General features: G+C 63.1%; 11 protein-coding genes and 4 tRNA genes. All 15 read right to left on the bottom strand.

The window, feature by feature from the left end; all coding sequences use genetic code 11:
- Positions 1-44: 44 nt before the first annotated feature.
- Positions 45-1,373 carry a 16S rRNA (cytosine(967)-C(5))-methyltransferase RsmB gene (gene rsmB / locus QHG62_RS21520; protein WP_281151745.1) on the bottom strand — a complete coding sequence of 443 codons (1,329 nt, stop codon included), beginning with the start codon at positions 1,371-1,373 and terminating at the stop codon, positions 45-47.
- Between the two features lie 127 nt (positions 1,374-1,500).
- Positions 1,501-2,133, bottom strand: coding sequence for a lema family protein (locus tag QHG62_RS21515; protein WP_281147683.1), 633 nt, complete (start codon positions 2,131-2,133; stop codon positions 1,501-1,503).
- Positions 2,134-2,244: 111 nt separating this feature from the next.
- On the bottom strand, positions 2,245-6,474 hold the full coding sequence (gene rpoC, locus QHG62_RS21510; protein ID WP_258503827.1) for a DNA-directed RNA polymerase subunit beta': 4,230 nt from the start codon (positions 6,472-6,474) through the stop codon (positions 2,245-2,247).
- Positions 6,475-6,494: 20 nt separating this feature from the next.
- On the bottom strand, positions 6,495-10,619 hold the full coding sequence (gene rpoB, locus QHG62_RS21505) for a DNA-directed RNA polymerase subunit beta (protein WP_281147682.1): 4,125 nt from the start codon (positions 10,617-10,619) through the stop codon (positions 6,495-6,497).
- Positions 10,620-10,870: 251 nt separating this feature from the next.
- The gene (rplL, locus tag QHG62_RS21500) at positions 10,871-11,248 is read right to left on the bottom strand and encodes a 50S ribosomal protein L7/L12 (protein WP_258503826.1); all 378 of its coding nucleotides are present in this window, start codon (positions 11,246-11,248) and stop codon (positions 10,871-10,873) included.
- A 43-nt stretch (positions 11,249-11,291) separates the two neighbouring features.
- A complete protein-coding gene (gene rplJ / locus QHG62_RS21495) occupies positions 11,292-11,825 on the bottom strand; it encodes a 50S ribosomal protein L10 (protein WP_126749936.1) in 534 nt (177 codons plus the stop codon).
- Between the two features lie 247 nt (positions 11,826-12,072).
- On the bottom strand, positions 12,073-12,771 hold the full coding sequence (gene rplA / locus QHG62_RS21490; protein WP_126749935.1) for a 50S ribosomal protein L1: 699 nt from the start codon (positions 12,769-12,771) through the stop codon (positions 12,073-12,075).
- Positions 12,772-13,203, bottom strand: a complete 432-nt coding sequence (gene rplK / locus QHG62_RS21485; RefSeq protein ID WP_028258525.1) for a 50S ribosomal protein L11 — start codon at positions 13,201-13,203, stop codon at positions 12,772-12,774.
- Positions 13,204-13,337: 134 nt separating this feature from the next.
- Positions 13,338-13,949 (bottom strand): transcription termination/antitermination protein NusG, encoded by a 612-nt coding sequence (gene nusG, locus QHG62_RS21480; protein WP_126749934.1) that lies wholly within the window; start codon positions 13,947-13,949, stop codon positions 13,338-13,340.
- Entirely contained in the window at positions 13,950-14,333 is a 384-nt protein-coding gene (secE, locus tag QHG62_RS21475) for a preprotein translocase subunit SecE (RefSeq protein ID WP_157611826.1), read from the bottom strand. It lies immediately after the preceding gene.
- 105 nt (positions 14,334-14,438) lie between these two features.
- Positions 14,439-14,514 (bottom strand) — tRNA-Trp (locus QHG62_RS21470).
- Between the two features lie 21 nt (positions 14,515-14,535).
- Positions 14,536-15,729, bottom strand: a complete 1,194-nt coding sequence (gene tuf, locus QHG62_RS21465) for an elongation factor Tu (protein WP_012745744.1) — start codon at positions 15,727-15,729, stop codon at positions 14,536-14,538.
- Positions 15,730-15,802: 73 nt separating this feature from the next.
- Positions 15,803-15,877: transfer RNA gene (locus QHG62_RS21460), tRNA-Thr, on the bottom strand.
- 39 nt (positions 15,878-15,916) lie between these two features.
- Positions 15,917-15,990, bottom strand: a tRNA-Gly gene (locus QHG62_RS21455).
- A 65-nt stretch (positions 15,991-16,055) separates the two neighbouring features.
- Positions 16,056-16,141: transfer RNA gene (locus tag QHG62_RS21450), tRNA-Tyr, on the bottom strand.
- Positions 16,142-16,162: the final 21 nt, after the last annotated feature.

Below are 16,162 nucleotides of genomic sequence, written 5' to 3'. Positions count from 1 at the left end.
GCAGCAGTGCGGCGAAGAGCGCCGAGCCGCGCCGGCCCCAAGGTCTAGCGGGGACGTTTTTCAAGCAGGGCGTAGAAGAAGCCGTCGTGATCACCTGAGGGATTGTCCGGGACGGCGTGGGCATTCGCCCTGCTTTGGGGGAGCAAATGACCCGGCGATGCCTTCAATCGGGCGTTGGTGTTGTGCGCAAGAAACGCATCGATTTGTTGCGAGCCCTCTTCGCGGAACACCGAACAGGTGCAATAGAGCAGCCGGCCGCCGGGCCGGACCAAGGGCCAGAGCGCCGCCAGCAGCGCCGCCTGCTGCACCGCGAGCTGGGCCGTGTCGCTCTCGCGGCGCAGCCATCGCACGTCGGGGTGGCGCCGCACAATGCCCGAAGCCGTGCAGGGCGCATCGAGCAGGATGGCGTCGAAGGGCGTGCCGTCCCACCATGCGGACGGGCGTGCGGCATCGGCCACTACTACTTTAGCGGTCAGTCCTAGCCGGTTCAGGGTTTCGTCGATGCGGCGGCTGCGAACCGGGTCGACCTCCAGCGCTGTCACGTCGATGGCGCCGGGGCCAGCCACTTCGAGCAGATGGGCGGTCTTGCCGCCCGGAGCGGCGCAGGCGTCGAGCACTCGCAGGGGCGCGGTGCCGCCCTCGGAAAGCAATCCTTCGAGCAGCAGCGGTGCTGCCATTTGCGCGGCGGCATCCTGCACCGAGCAATCGCCGTCGGCAAAGCCGGGCAGTTGCAGCACCGGCCGGGCACGCGCCAGTTGCAGGCCGGAAGCCCCCACGCGGATGGATTCCAGGCCGATTGCCTCGAGTGCCAGCTGATAGGCGGGAACGGTGGTCTTTTGAACATTGACGCGCAGCGTCATGGGCGCGTGTGCGTTGTCCGCGGCAAGCACGCGCTGCCAATCGCGGGGATGGTCGCGCTTGAGCCGTTCGATCCACCAGCGCGGATGGTTCCATTGGGCGACGGGTTCATGGTCGGTTGCGGCCACGAGCTCGTCGCGCTCACGCAGGAAGCGGCGCAGGCAGGCATTGATGAAGCTCGCCTGCGCGCGCGTGGCGGGGTTGCGCTTGGCGGCCTCCACAGCCTGGTCGACCAGGGTGAAGGGTTCGTACGGCGCGTGCTGCGCGTCCCACGCCAGCGCCAGCGCGGTGCACAGCAGTGCATCGGGCAGCGGCGGCGGCGTGCGCTTGGCAAGATGGCGGCGCAGGGCTTCGGCGCGGCCAAGCCAGCGCAGCACCTGAAAGCCGAGTGCCTGCACGCCGGGGCGCATGGCGGGCTCGACGGATTCGAATGCGGCGGTGCCCGAACTGCCGGCGCGAATCGACGCGAGCGCCGCCGCAGTCAATTGCAGTTGGCGCCACAGCGGGGGTTGCAGATGCGGGGCGGTGCCGCCTGCGTGGTCGGAAGATAGTTCTGGCAAGTTGGGGCGATGGTAACGGGCTGGCATGACGCACAGCGCCGCTCAGGATTAAGAAAAAAGATACAGCCTTGAGTGCACGGCCTCAAAGCAGGGGCGCGGCGGGACGCAAACGCACCAACCATGCCACCAGCAGCGCCGGAAACTGGACGATCGCGGCGTTGTAGTGGCTGACAGCCACATTGAACTGGCTGCGCGCAATTTCAGCCGAGGCGGAGGGTTCGGGCCAGGCCATGGGTTCGAACGCAGCGGGCAAGGCGGCGTCGGCACCGGCACCTGCGCCGGCCACAGACGAAAGCAGCGGCGCGGGGCGCGAGAGCGTGCCGTCCGCATCGAAGACGGTGACGGCATCCGGATGCTGCCGCTGCCAGGCGTTGATCAGCACCTGCAGCGCCGTTGCCAGTGCGGCCATGGCACCCGGGTCGAGCGGACGCAGCCGGGTTGCGCCGAGCACCGAGGCAAGCTGGGTGGTGGCGGCCTGCAGCGGCGCCACCGCCGCCGAATGGAGGTTGCCAGCGGGCGCATCCTTCTGCGGCGGGGTGGCCGTGATGCTGGCCTGGACGAAGTCGAGCTGCTTTCGCAACGCGGCATCGAGGGTGGCGTAGGCCTGGAGCACGGCTGCGCGCAAGCGCACCAGCCGGTTGTATGCGCCCACGAACCAGAACAACAGCACCGCGGTGACGATCCAGCCGGCCAGCGAATCGGGCAAAGCGCTCATCGACAAAAACGCCTCATGGAAAGAGAAAGAGAAAGCTGAAAGAAAAACGCCCCCCAACCGGAATCGGTCGGGGGGCGTCGGATACCGGTCATGACCGGTGATGCTAGCCGCTTATTCGGACGCGGCGCCTTCGCTGGCGTCGGCCGTGCTGTCGACATCGCTGGTCGAACCGGCCAGCTCTGCAGCTTCCGATTCGGCGATGGCGCGGCGCTCGGCCTCGTCCATCTGGTCCTTGACCTTGCGCGCCTGGTGGTAAGCCATGCCGGTGCCCGCAGGAATCAGGCGGCCGACGATGACGTTTTCCTTCAGGCCGCGCAGTTCGTCGCGCTTGCCCATGATCGCGGCTTCGGTCAGCACGCGCGTCGTTTCCTGGAACGAAGCGGCAGAGATGAACGAGTCGGTCGAGAGCGATGCCTTCGTGATACCCAGCAGCAGGTTGGTGAACGTCGCGGGGATCTTGCCTTCGGCGCGCAGGGCGTCGTTGGTGTTGAGCATTTCGCTGCGTTCGACCTGTTCGCCCGAGATGTAGCTCGTGTCGCCGATGTTGTCGACCACGACGCGGCGCAGCATCTGGCGAACGATCACCTCGATGTGCTTGTCGTTGATCTTCACACCTTGCAAGCGGTACACGTCCTGCACTTCGTCCACGATGTAGCGCGCGAGTTCTTCCGAACCCAGCAGGCGCAGGATGTCCTGCGGGTCCGCCGGACCGTCGACCACGCTTTCGCCCTTGTTCACCACCTGGCCTTCGTGCACCAGGATGTTCTTTTCCTTCGGCACGAGGTCTTCCCAGACCGTGCCTTCCGGATCGGTGATCTGCAGGCGGATCTTGCCCTTGGTCTCCTTGCCGAACGACACGGTACCGGTCATTTCGGCCAGCATGCCCTTGTCCTTCGGCGAGCGGGCTTCGAAGAGCTCGGCAACACGCGGCAGACCGCCGGTAATGTCGCGCGTCTTCTGGCCTTCGACCGGAATGCGCGCCAGCACTTCGCCGGGGCCCACGTCCTGGCCGTCACGCACCTGCACCAGGGCGCCGATCGGGAAGCCGATCGTCACCGAGTGGTCGGTACCCGGGATCTTCACTTCGGCGCCGGAGGCGTCGATGAGCTTCACCTGCGGGCGAACGACCTTGGCAGCGCCGCGGCGCTTGGGGTCGATCACGACCAGGGTCGACAGGCCGGTCACTTCGTCCACCTGCTTCGCAACCGTGAGGCCTTCCTCGACGTTTTCGAACTGCGTCTTGCCGGCGAACTCGGTGATGATCGGGCGCGTCAGCGGATCCCAGTTGGCAAGCACGTGGCCGGCCTTGATCTGCTGGTCGGCCTTGACGGCCAGGGTCGCGCCGTACGGCACCTTGTGGCGCTCGCGCTCGCGGCCGTGTTCGTCATGAATGACGATCTCGCCCGAACGTGCAATCACCACCAGCTCGTTCTTGCTGTTGGTCACGTAGCGCATCGTGGCGTTGAAGCCGATCGTGCCGTTGGACTTGGCTTCGACGCTCGAGGCCACTGCCGCACGCGACGCCGCACCACCGATGTGGAACGTACGCATCGTGAGCTGCGTGCCGGGTTCGCCGATCGACTGCGCCGCGATCACACCGACGGCTTCGCCGATGTTGATCAGGCCGCCGCGGCCCAGGTCGCGGCCATAGCAGGTCGCGCAGATGCCGAAGCGGGTTTCGCAGGTCAGCGCGGTGCGGACCTTGACTTCGTCGACACCCTCGGCTTCGAGGAGTTCGATGTTGTCTTCGTCGAACATCTCGCCGGCCTTGAGCAGCACCGAACGGTTTTCCGGGTGCAGCACGTCGTCCGCAGCCGAGCGGCCGAGGATACGGTCGCGCAGCGACTCGATGACTTCACCGCCTTCGACGATGGCGCGCATCAGGTAGCCGCCATGCGTGCCGCAGTCCTGCTCGGTCACCACCAGGTCTTGCGTCACATCGACCAGACGACGGGTCAGGTAACCCGAGTTCGCGGTCTTCAGTGCCGTGTCGGCCAGACCCTTACGGGCACCGTGGGTGGAGATGAAGTACTCCAGCACGTTCAAGCCTTCGCGGAAGTTCGCGGTAATGGGCGTCTCGATGATCGAGCCGTCCGGCTTGGCCATCAGGCCACGCATACCGGCCACCTGGCGAATCTGCGCTGCGGAACCGCGGGCGCCGGAGTCGGCCATCATGTAGATGGAGTTGAAGGACTCCTGCTCCACTTCCTTGCCGTGGCGGTCGATGACCTTCTGCTTGGACAGCTTGGACATCATGACCTTCGACACTTCGTCGCCGGCCTTGCCCCAGATGTCCACCACCTTGTTGTAGCGCTCGCCGGAGGTCACCAGACCCGAGACGTACTGCTGCTCGATCTCTTTCACTTCCTTGGCGGAACGCTCGATGATGCCGTGCTTTTCAGCAGGCACCAGCATGTCGTCGATCGCGATCGAGATACCGGCCTTGGTTGCCAGGCGGAAGCCGTTTTGCAGCAGCTTGTCGGCGAACACGACGGTCTCTTTCAGGCCGCACTTGCGGAACGAGACGTTGATGAGCTTGGAGATTTCCTTCTTCTTCAGCGCCTTGTTGATGTTCGAGAACGGCAGGCCCTTCGGCAGGATCTCGGAAAGCAGTGCACGGCCCACGGTGGTGTCCACCAGCGACGTGGAAGGAGTGAATTCACCCGTTTCCTTGTCCTTGGTGTACTCCGTGATGCGCACGGCAACCTTGGCGGTCAGCTCGACTTCATTGGCGTCGAGCGCGCGCTGCACTTCACCGATGTCGGAGAAGATCAGGCCCTCGCCCTTGCCGTTGATGCGGTCGCGGGTGGTGTAGTACAGACCCAGCACCACGTCCTGCGAAGGAACGATCGACGGTTCGCCCGAAGCCGGGAACAGCACGTTGTTGGAGGCCAGCATCAGCGTGCGGGCTTCCATTTGCGCTTCCACCGACAGCGGCACGTGAACGGCCATCTGGTCGCCGTCGAAGTCGGCGTTGAACGCCGCGCAAACCAGCGGGTGCAGCTGGATCGCCTTGCCTTCGATCAGGATCGGCTCGAACGCCTGGATGCCCAAACGGTGCAGCGTAGGCGCACGGTTCAGCATGACCGGGTGTTCCTTGATCACTTCTTCCAGGATGTCCCAGACCACCGGCGTGCCGGATTCGACTTCCTTCTTGGCAGCCTTGATCGTGGTCGCGATGCCCATGGCTTCGAGGCGCGAGAAGATGAAAGGCTTGAACAGCTCGAGCGCCATCAGCTTGGGCAGGCCGCACTGGTGCAGCTTGAGCGTCGGGCCCACCACGATGACCGAACGGCCCGAGTAGTCGACGCGCTTGCCCAGCAGATTCTGGCGGAAGCGGCCGCTCTTGCCCTTGATCATGTCGGCGAGCGACTTGAGCGCGCGCTTGTTGGCGCCCGTCATGGCCTTGCCGCGGCGGCCGTTGTCCAGCAGCGAGTCGACCGCTTCTTGCAGCATCCGCTTTTCGTTGCGCGCGATGATTTCCGGAGCCTTGAGCTCCAGAAGGCGGCGCAGGCGCGAGTTGCGGTTGATGACGCGGCGATACAGGTCGTTCAGGTCGGAGGTCGCAAAGCGGCCGCCGTCCAGCGGCACCAGCGGACGCAGGTCCGGCGGCAGCACGGGCAGCACGTCGAGCACCATCCACTCGGGCTTGATGCCCGACTTGCGGAAGGCCTCGAGCACCTTCAGGCGCTTGGAGTTCTTCTTGACCTTGACTTCCGAGCCGGTCAGGTCGCCGCGCAGGCGTTCGATCTCGCTGTCGAGTTCGATGCCCTCGAGCAGGTCCTTGATGCCTTCGGCGCCCATCTTGGCGACGAACTCGTCGCCGTATTCCTTGCGCTTCGCGTCATAGTCGTCCTCGGACATGATGCCGAACTTCTTCAGCGGGGTCATGCCGGGGTCGGTGATCACGTAGGCTTCGAAGTACAGCACGCGTTCGATGTCGCGCAGGGTCATGTCGAGCACAAGGCCCAGACGCGACGGCAGCGACTTCAGGAACCAGATGTGCGCGCAGGGCGCCGCCAGGTCGATGTGGCCCATGCGCTCGCGGCGCACCTTGGTCTGCGTGACTTCAACGCCGCACTTCTCGCAGATCACGCCGCGGTGCTTCAGGCGCTTGTACTTGCCGCACAGGCACTCGTAGTCCTTGATGGGGCCGAAGATCTTGGCGCAGAAGAGACCGTCGCGCTCGGGCTTGAACGTGCGGTAGTTGATCGTCTCCGGCTTCTTCACCTCGCCGAAAGACCACGAACGGATCTTCTCGGGCGAAGCCATGCCGATCTTGATGGCATCGAAATGCTCATCGGGTGTGAACTGCTTGAACAGGTCGAGTAGCGATTTCATGTGACTCTTTCCTCTTCTGATTACGAACGCTCGAGCTCGATGTCGAGACCCAGCGAACGGATTTCCTTGACCAGCACGTTGAACGATTCCGGCATGCCGGCTTCGATCGTGTGTTCGCCCTTGACGATGCTTTCGTACACCTTGGTACGGCCTTGCACGTCGTCGGACTTCACGGTCAGCATTTCCTGCAGGACGTAGGCGGCGCCGTAAGCTTCCAGCGCCCACACTTCCATTTCACCGAAACGCTGGCCGCCGAATTGCGCCTTGCCGCCCAGCGGTTGCTGAGTGACGAGCGAGTACGGGCCGGTCGAACGGGCGTGCATCTTGTCGTCCACCAGGTGATGCAGCTTCAGGAAGTGCATGTAGCCGACGGTGACGGGACGCTCGAACTGGTCGCCGGTGCGGCCGTCGAACAGGTACGCCTGGGTACGGGTGTCGGTCAGGCCCTTGAGCTTGGCGATGTCGTCCGGGTAGGCGAGCTTCAGCATGCCGCGGATTTCTTCTTCCGAGGCGCCGTCGAACACCGGCGTTGCAAAGGTGGCGCCGCTCTGCAGGTTGGCTGCCATTTCGAGCACGTCGGTGTCGCTCAGCTTGCTGAGGTCTTCCTTGCGGCCCGAGCCGTTGTACAGCTGCTCCATGAACTTGCGCAGCTCGGCCACCTTGGCCTCTTGCTGCAGCAGGTCGCCGATGCGCTGGCCGATGCCCTTGCCGGCCCAGCCCAGGTGCACTTCGAGCACCTGGCCCACGTTCATCCGCGAAGGCACGCCCAGCGGATTCAGGCAGATGTCGCACGGCGTGCCGTCGGCCATGTGGGGCATGTCTTCGACCGGAACGATCTTCGACACCACACCCTTGTTGCCGTGGCGGCCGGCCATCTTGTCGCCGGGTTGCAGGCGGCGCTTGACGGCCAGGTAGACCTTGACCATCTTGAGCACGCCCGCGGGCAGCTCGTCGCCCTGCGTGAGCTTCTTGCGCTTTTCTTCGAACGCGAGGTCGAAGCTGTGGCGCGTCTGCTCCAGCGAGTTCTTGATCGACTCGAGCTGCGTTGCCACTTCGTCGTCCGCCGGGCGGATGTCGAACCAGTGGAACTTCTCGACCGACGACAGGTAGGCCTTGTCGAGCTTGGTGCCCTTGGCCAGCTTGTTCGGGCCGCCGTTGGCGACCTTGCCGGTCAGGATCTTCTCGATACGGTCGAACGCGTCGGCTTCGACGATGCGAAGCTGGTCGTTCAGGTCGAGGCGGAAGCGCTTGAGCTCGTCATCGATGATCTGCTGGGCGCGCTTGTCGCGCGTGATGCCTTCGCGGGTGAACACCTGCACATCGATCACAGTGCCTTGCGAGCCCTGGTCCACGCGCAGCGAGGTGTCCTTCACGTCGGAGGCCTTCTCGCCGAAGATGGCGCGAAGCAGCTTCTCTTCAGGCGTGAGCGTGGTCTCGCCCTTCGGCGTGACCTTGCCCACCAGCGTGTCGCCCGGCTGCACTTCGGCACCGACATAGATGATGCCGGATTCGTCGAGGCGGTTGAGCTGCTGCTCGGCCAGGTTCGGAATGTCGCGCGTGATTTCTTCGGCACCCAGCTTGGTGTCGCGAGCCATCACCACCAGTTCCTCGATGTGGATCGAGGTGTAGCGGTCTTCCGCGACGACGCGTTCCGAGATCAGGATCGAGTCTTCGAAGTTGTAGCCGTTCCACGGCATGAACGCGATCAGCATGTTCTGGCCGAGGGCCAGTTCGCCGAGGTCGGTCGATGCGCCGTCGGCCACCACGTCGCCCTTGGCGATCTTGTCGCCGCGCTTGACGATCGGACGCTGGTGGATGTTGGTGTTCTGGTTCGAACGCTGATACTTGATCAGGTTGTAGATGTCCACACCGACTTCACCGGCTGCCGCTTCGGCGTCGTTCACGCGCACCACGATGCGGGTCGCGTCGACGTAATCGACGATACCGCCGCGGGTGGCCGTGACCACCGTGCCCGAGTCGACCGCGGAAACGCGCTCGATACCGGTACCGACGATCGGCTTTTCAGGACGCAGCACAGGCACGGCCTGGCGCTGCATGTTGGCGCCCATGAGCGCGCGGTTCGCATCGTCGTGCTCGAGGAACGGCACGAGCGAGGCGGCCACCGACACGATCTGTGCGGGCGACACGTCCATGTACTGGACGCGCTCCGCCCCCACCAGGATCGATTCGCCGGCTTCACGCGCGGAGACCAGGTCGCCGGTCAGCTTGCCGTCCTTGTCCAGCACCGCATTGGCCTGGGCGATGACGTACTTGCCTTCTTCGATGGCCGACAGGTAGTCGATGTCCATCGTGACCTTGCTGTCGACCACGCGGCGGTACGGCGTCTCGATGAAGCCGTATTCGTTCAGGCGGGCATACAGGGCCAGCGAGTTGATCAGGCCGATGTTCGGGCCTTCAGGCGTTTCGATCGGGCACACGCGGCCGTAATGGGTCACGTGCACGTCGCGCACTTCGAAGCCTGCACGTTCGCGCGTCAGACCACCCGGGCCAAGGGCCGACACGCGGCGCTTGTGGGTGATTTCGGACAGCGGGTTCGTCTGGTCCATGAACTGCGACAGCTGCGAGGCACCGAAGAATTCCTTCAGCGCGGCCGAGATCGGCTTGCTGTTGATCAGGTCGTGCGGCATCAGCGGCTCTTGCTCGGCCTGGCCCAGACGTTCCTTCACAGCCTTCTCGATACGGGCGAGGCCGGTGCGGTACTGGTTTTCGGCCAGTTCGCCGACGCAACGCACGCGGCGGTTGCCCAGGTGGTCGATGTCGTCGACTTCGCCGTTGCCGTTGCGCAGGTCAACGAGGATCTTGACCACGGCCAGGATGTCTTCGTTGGTCAGCACCATTGGGCCGGTCGATTCGTCGCGGCCGACCTTGGCGTTGAACTTCATGCGGCCGACGCGCGACAGGTCGTACGTGTCCGGGTTGTAGAACAGGCGCTGGAACAGGGCCTGCACGGCGTCTTCCGTCGGCGGCTCGCCGGGGCGCATCATGCGGTAGATGGCCACGCGGGCGGCAAACTCGTCCACCGTTTCGTCGATGCGCAGGGTTTGCGAGATGTACGCGCCCTGGTCGAGTTCGTTGGTGTAGATCACCTGGATGTCTTGCACGCCGGCCGTGCGCAGCTTCTTCAGCAGCGCTTCGGTCAATTCGTCGTTGGCCTTGGCCAGGATTTCGCCGGAGTCGGCGTCGACGATGTTGCGCGCGATGACGCGGCCGACCAGGAAGTCTTCCGGCACGCTGATGTGCGTGGTACCCGACTGCTCGAGTTCACGCGTGTGGCGTGCGGTCACGCGCTTGTCCTTGGCGACCACGACCTTGCCCGACTTGTCGGTGATGTCGAAGCGCGCGACTTCGCCGCGCAGGCGCTCGGGAACGAATTCCATCTGCGCACCGCTGTCCATCAGGCGGAAGTTGTCGTTCACGAAGAAGTTCGCGAGGATCGATTCCGGGTTCAGGCCGATGGCCTTCAGCAGAATCGTGACCGGCATCTTGCGGCGACGGTCGACGCGGAAGTACAGCATGTCCTTCGGGTCGAACTCGAAGTCGAGCCACGAGCCGCGGTAGGGAATCACGCGTGCCGAGAACAGCAGCTTGCCCGAGCTGTGCGTCTTGCCCTTGTCGTGTTCGAAGAACACGCCGGGCGAACGGTGCAGCTGCGAGACGATCACGCGCTCGGTACCGTTGATGATGAACGAACCCTTTTCGGTCATGAGCGGCACTTCGCCCATGTAGACCTCTTGTTCCTTCACTTCCTTGACCACCTTCGACTGCGACGTCGACGACTCGCGGTCATAGATGATGAGCTGAACCTTGGCGCGCACGGCCGAGGCGAAGGTCAGGCCGCGGGTCTGGCATTCGCGCACGTCGAAAGCCGGCTTCGCGAGGTTGTACTCGAGGAACTTCATCTCGACAAAACCGTTGTGCGAGACGATCGGGAAGGCAGCATCGAACGCGGCCTGCAGGCCTTCGACGGTGCGTTGCTTGGGTGGAATGCCGGCTTGCAGGAACGCGGTGTACGCGTCTTTCTGCATCTGCAGCAGGTAGGGGATTTCGACGACGCTGTCGCGGTTACCGAAACTTTTTCGGATGCGCTTGCGTTCGGTGTAACTGTACGCGGACGATTGGGCCATGAGAGCTCCGGAGCTTGAGATCTTCAGCGACTTGTCAGCAATGCCGAGGCACTACTGCTTGGCGGCTGGCCACTACCAGCCGTTGGCGGACAGCGATGCGTTGCACATCGCCCGAACCAAGGGGTCTTCTGCAGTCGGGGTCAGAAGACACTCAAAAAACGCATGAAGACGGCGTCTTTTGGGTGCGCTCTGAAAGCGGCAAAGGCTGGAGGGCCTTTTTCAGGCACCTCCAGCCCTCTAGGGGGTCTGAATTACTTCAGTTCCACCTTGGCGCCAGCTTCTTCCAGCTTCTTCTTGGCGGCTTCAGCGTCAGCCTTCGACAGGCCTTCCTTGACTGCCTTGGGAGCGGCTTCCACCAGGTCCTTGGCTTCCTTGAGGCCCAGGCCGGTGATTTCGCGCACTGCCTTGATGGCCGAAACCTTGTTCGCGCCTGCATCCATCAGCATGACGTTGAACTCGGTCTGCTCTTCGGCAGCAGCGGCGGTAGCACCACCACCAGCGCCGGCGGGGGCAGCCATTGCAGCGGCGCTCACGCCGAACTTCTCTTCGATGGCTTTCACCAGGTCGTTGAGTTCCAGGACCGTCATGCTGTCGAGCGCGGTCAGAAATGCGTCTTTATCGAATGCCATTTTTGTTTCCTAACAATTGGGTTGAATATTTCAAACGCAAGGCTCAAGCGGCCTGCGCTTCTGCCGGTGCATCGGCGGGTGCAGCTTCGCCACCACCGCGCTTCTCGGCCAGCGCCGCGAGCACGCGGGCGGTACGAGAGATCGGGGATTGCATCAAGCCCAGCAATTGCGACAACAGCACTTCCTTGGAAGGGATGTTGGCCAGTTGCTTCACGCCCTCGACGTCCAGGACCTTGCCGCCAAACGCGCCGCCGCGAATCACCAACTTGTCGTTGGTCTTCGCGAAGTCGGCCACCACCTTGGCGGCGGCCACTGCGTCTTCGGAAAAGCCGTAGATCAGCGGACCGGTCATCTGGTCACCGACGACTTCGAATGCGCTACCAGCAACAGCACGGCGTGCCAGCGTGTTCTTCAACACGCTGAGAGTCACACCCTTGCTGCGAGCTTCGGTGCGCAGTTTGGTCATATCGGCAACGGTGATGCCACGGTATTCCGCCATCACGAGCGTTTGAGCTTTAGCGGCGAGGCTGGTCACATCACTGATGACCGCTTCTTTCTCACTGCGATTCAGACTCAAGGTCTACTCCTTTTAATGCGACCTTCGGCCGGGGCCTCGGATCGCGCTTCATGCAGCGACCAACTGTTTCGGAACAAAAAACAAATTCCTTGCAGTGGGGTCGCCATCTGCGCTGGATACCGGAAGGATCGATCCGGCGATTAAGTGCAGCGCCCTGCACACCAGCGGTCTTGGATGGCTCGCGGCAACCGAAGCCGCCGCGACCCACCACATTCGCCCTGCTCTTTTCAGAGCCGGGCAAATCTCTTTAGCTCGCCGAGATGGTTTGCGTGTCCACGCGGACACCCAGACCCATGGTCGACGAAACAGCCACCTTGCGCAGGTACACGCCCTTGCTGGTCGCCGGCTTGGCCTTGACCAGAGCGTCGATCAGCGCAGCGAGGTTGCCCTGCAGCTTGTCGGTGTCGAACGAACGGCGGCCGATCGTGCCGTGCACGATACCGGCCTTGTCGACGCGGAACTGGACCTGACCAGCCTTGGCGTTCTTCACGGCCGTGGCGACGTCCGGCGTCACGGTGCCAACCTTGGGGTTGGGCATCAGGCCGCGCGGGCCGAGGATCTGGCCGAGCGTACCGACCACGCGCATGGCGTCGGGGGCGGCAATCACGACGTCGAAAGGCATGTCGCCAGCCTTGACCATTGCAGCGAGGTCGTCCATGCCGACGATGTCGGCGCCGGCGGCCTTGGCTTCGTCAGCCTTGGCGCCTTGGGCGAACACGGCCACGCGCTTGGTCTTGCCGGTGCCGTTGGGCAGCACGACGGCGCCACGCACGACCTGGTCAGACTTCTTCGCGTCGATGCCGAGCTGCACGGCCACGTCGATCGATTCGTCGAACTTGGCGGTGGCGGCTTCCTTCACGAGGCCGATGGCGTCAGCCAGCGGGTACAGCTTGTTGCTGTCGACCTTGCCTGCGAGCGCTTTTTGCTTCTTGGTGATCTTGGACATTTACACGCCCTCCACATTCACGCCCATCGAACGGGCAGTACCGGCGATGGTGCGAACCGCGGCGTCCATGTCGGCGGCCGTCAGGTCCTTCATCTTGGTCTTGGCGATTTCTTCGAGCTGAGCGCGCGTGATCTTGCCAACCTTGTCGGTGTGCGGACGGGCCGAACCCTTGTCCAGCTTGATCGCCTTCTTGATCAGCACGCCAGCCGGGGGCGACTTGATGATGAAGGTGAAGCTCTTGTCGGCGAACGCGGTGATGACCACCGGCAGCGCCAGACCCGGCTCGTAGCTCTGCGTTTGCGCATTGAACGCCTTGCAGAACTCCATGATGTTCAAACCACGCTGGCCCAGTGCGGGACCGATGGGTGGTGATGGGTTGGCCTTACCAGCTGGCACTTGCAGCTTGACGAAGCCGACGATTTTTTTCGCCATGTTTTGCTCCTTGCGGGTGATATCGCCTTGGCTCTCGCCTCGGCTCCCCGGGGTTAAACGACTCTTCGATCAAGGCCGCGCGCCGAGTCGGACAACGCGCAGCCGAAAATGGTTCCGGTCCGAAGACCGGGGACTCAGGTCTTCTCGACCTGGCCGAATTCGAGCTCCACAGGCGTCGCGCGGCCGAAAATCATGACCGACACGCTGACCTTGCTCTTTTCGTAGTTCACGTCTTCGACGGTACCGTTGAAGTCGGTGAACGGGCCTTCCTTGACGCGCACGAACTCACCCACGGTGAACTCGACCTTGTGGCGCGGCTTCTCGGTGCCCTGCTGCATCTGGCTGACGATGTCCTCGACCTCTTTTTGCGAGATCGGGGCCGGACGGTTCTTGGCGCCGCCCACGAAACCCGTCACCTTGTTGGTGTGCTTCACCAGGTGCCAGCTCTCGTCGTCCATGATCATTTCGACCAGCACGTAGCCCGGGAAGAAGCGGCGCTCGGTGGTGCGCTTCTGGCCGTTCTTGATTTCGACCACTTCTTCGGTCGGAACCAGGATGCGGCCGAACTTGTCTTGCATGCCGGCGCGGTTGATGCGCTCGGTGATGTTGCGTTCGACGGCCTTTTCCATGCCCGAATAGGCATGCACCACGTACCAACGCAAATCAGGGTTGGCGGCGGGAGCCAGCACGGAGGTGTTTTCCTCTTCCGGGCTGCTCGGCGTGGTTTCAACAGCGTCGTCAGTCATTTATTTTCTCCAGCCCAGAATGAGGTCGAAAAACACCCATTCGAGCGTCTTGTCGGTGAGCCAGAGGAAAACGGACATGATTGCCACGAAGGCAAACACGTAAGCCGTCATCTGCATTGCTTCCTTGCGGGCCGGCCAGACGACCTTCTTGACCTCGCGCCACGAGTCGCGGCCAAAAGCCCACAACTGGCGGCCATTCTCCGAACTGCCGAACGCGCCCACAGCCGCGGCCAAGCCGACCAGCAGCGCAGCCCATTGCACCAGCGAGCCCTGGCGCGCGAGCAGGTAGAACGCCACGATGGCGCCCACTGCCAGCAGCACCGACACAGCCAATTTGGCCTTGTCGGCACCCGTGCTCACGGTTTCGATTTGAGAAGTGGCCATGTTTGGCTGATTTCCTGCGGCCTTCCGGCCTTCAATTCAATGCGTCTTCTTGAGACGCCGAAGCCCATCGGGTTGCGATGGGCTTTTTTCGGGGTGCCACCTAGGTGGCAGGGGCAGTAGGAATCGAACCTACAACCTTCGGTTTTGGAGACCGACGCTCTGCCAATTGAGCTATACCCCTCCGGTACTCTTTGCGCTCGGCTTAGATGTCGAGGATCTTTGCCACGACGCCCGAACCCACGGTGCGGCCGCCTTCACGGATGGCGAAGCGCAGGCCTTCTTCCATCGCGATCGGGTTGATCAGCTTCACGGTGATGCTGACGTTGTCGCCAGGCATGACCATTTCCTTGTCCTTGGGCAGCTCGATCGCGCCGGTCACGTCCGTCGTGCGGAAGTAGAACTGCGGACGGTAGTTGTTGAAGAACGGCGTGTGACGGCCACCTTCGTCCTTGGACAGCACGTACACCTCGGCGGTGAAGTGCGTGTGCGGCTTGATCGAGCCGGGCTTGCACAGCACTTGGCCGCGCTCGACTTCTTCGCGCTTGGTGCCGCGCAGCAGCACGCCGACGTTGTCGCCAGCCTGGCCCTGGTCCAGCAGCTTGCGGAACATTTCCACACCGGTGCAGGTGGTCTTGACAGTCGGGCGGATGCCGACGATCTCGATTTCCTCGCCGACCTTGATCACGCCGCGCTCGACGGCGCCGGTCACGACGGTGCCGCGGCCGGAGATCGAGAACACGTCTTCGACGGGCATCAGGAAGGTGCCGTCCACGGCGCGCTCGGGCGTCGGGATGTAGGTGTCCAGCGCTTCGGCCAGCTTCATGATGGCTTCTTCACCGAGCTTGCCCTTGTCGCCTTCCAGGGCGAGCTTGGCCGAGCCATGGATGATGGGGGTGTCGTCGCCCGGGAATTCGTACTTGTCCAGGAGTTCGCGCACTTCCATTTCGACGAGCTCGAGCAGTTCGGCGTCGTCGACCATGTCGCACTTGTTCAGGAAGACGATGATGTAGCCCACACCCACTTGGCGCGCCAGCAGGATGTGCTCGCGGGTCTGGGGCATCGGGCCGTCAGCGGCCGAGCACACGAGAATGGCGCCGTCCATCTGGGCGGCACCGGTGATCATGTTCTTGACGTAGTCGGCGTGGCCGGGGCAGTCGACGTGTGCGTAGTGGCGGTTGGCCGTTTCGTACTCGACGTGGGCGGTGTTGATGGTGATGCCGCGGGCCTTTTCTTCGGGCGCCGCGTCGATCTGGTCGTAGGCCTTGGCTTCGCCGCCGAACTTGGCCGACAGCACCGTCGCGATCGCAGCCGTCAGCGTGGTCTTGCCGTGGTCAACGTGACCGATCGTGCCCACGTTCACGTGCGGCTTGGTGCGGGTGAATTTACCTTTTGCCATTTTTCGACTCCGAAAAAAACGATTTCAACGTATGCAGATGGGTTGCAAAGCTGCCGTTGCAACCCCCAAAAACTGGTGCCCTTTGCGGGAATCGGACCCGCGACCTCTCCCTTACCAAGGGAGTGCTCTACCACTGAGCCAAAAGGGCTTTGTCTAACCAATCGCTTCCGGCGCCGAACCGGGTCTCTGGAGCGGGAGACGGGAATCGAACCCGCGTCATCAGCTTGGAAGGCTGGGGTTCTACCATTGAACTACTCCCGCATCGGGGGCACTCAAAGGCACCCAAAGCGCTAGATCCAATCGCTCTTAGAAACCAAATTCATCGCTGGTGGAGAGGGCTGGATTCGAACCAGCGTACTCGTAAGAGGGCAGATTTACAGTCTGCTGCCATTAACCACTCGGCCACCTCTCCGGCGAACCTCGAAATATAGCA

This window comes from Variovorax paradoxus, from assembly GCF_029919115.1.
Lineage (GTDB): Bacteria > Pseudomonadota > Gammaproteobacteria > Burkholderiales > Burkholderiaceae_C > Variovorax > Variovorax paradoxus_O.
The sequence above is the reverse complement of the archived record's forward strand: the minus strand, read 5'-3'. Positions and strand labels throughout refer to the sequence as shown.

Coding starts and splice junctions, on each gene's coding strand:
- rpoC (WP_258503827.1), bottom strand. CDS start 6,474: ATGAAATCGCTACTCGACCTGTTCAAGCAGTTCACACCCGATGAGCAT.
- nusG (WP_126749934.1), bottom strand. CDS start 13,949: ATGACTGACGACGCTGTTGAAACCACGCCGAGCAGCCCGGAAGAGGAA.
- rplA (WP_126749935.1), bottom strand. CDS start 12,771: ATGTCCAAGATCACCAAGAAGCAAAAAGCGCTCGCAGGCAAGGTCGAC.
- rplK (WP_028258525.1), bottom strand. CDS start 13,203: ATGGCGAAAAAAATCGTCGGCTTCGTCAAGCTGCAAGTGCCAGCTGGT.
- rplL (WP_258503826.1), bottom strand. CDS start 11,248: ATGGCATTCGATAAAGACGCATTTCTGACCGCGCTCGACAGCATGACG.
- QHG62_RS21515 (WP_281147683.1), bottom strand. CDS start 2,133: ATGAGCGCTTTGCCCGATTCGCTGGCCGGCTGGATCGTCACCGCGGTG.
- tuf (WP_012745744.1), bottom strand. CDS start 15,729: ATGGCAAAAGGTAAATTCACCCGCACCAAGCCGCACGTGAACGTGGGC.
- secE (WP_157611826.1), bottom strand. CDS start 14,333: ATGGCCACTTCTCAAATCGAAACCGTGAGCACGGGTGCCGACAAGGCC.
- rpoB (WP_281147682.1), bottom strand. CDS start 10,619: ATGGCCCAATCGTCCGCGTACAGTTACACCGAACGCAAGCGCATCCGA.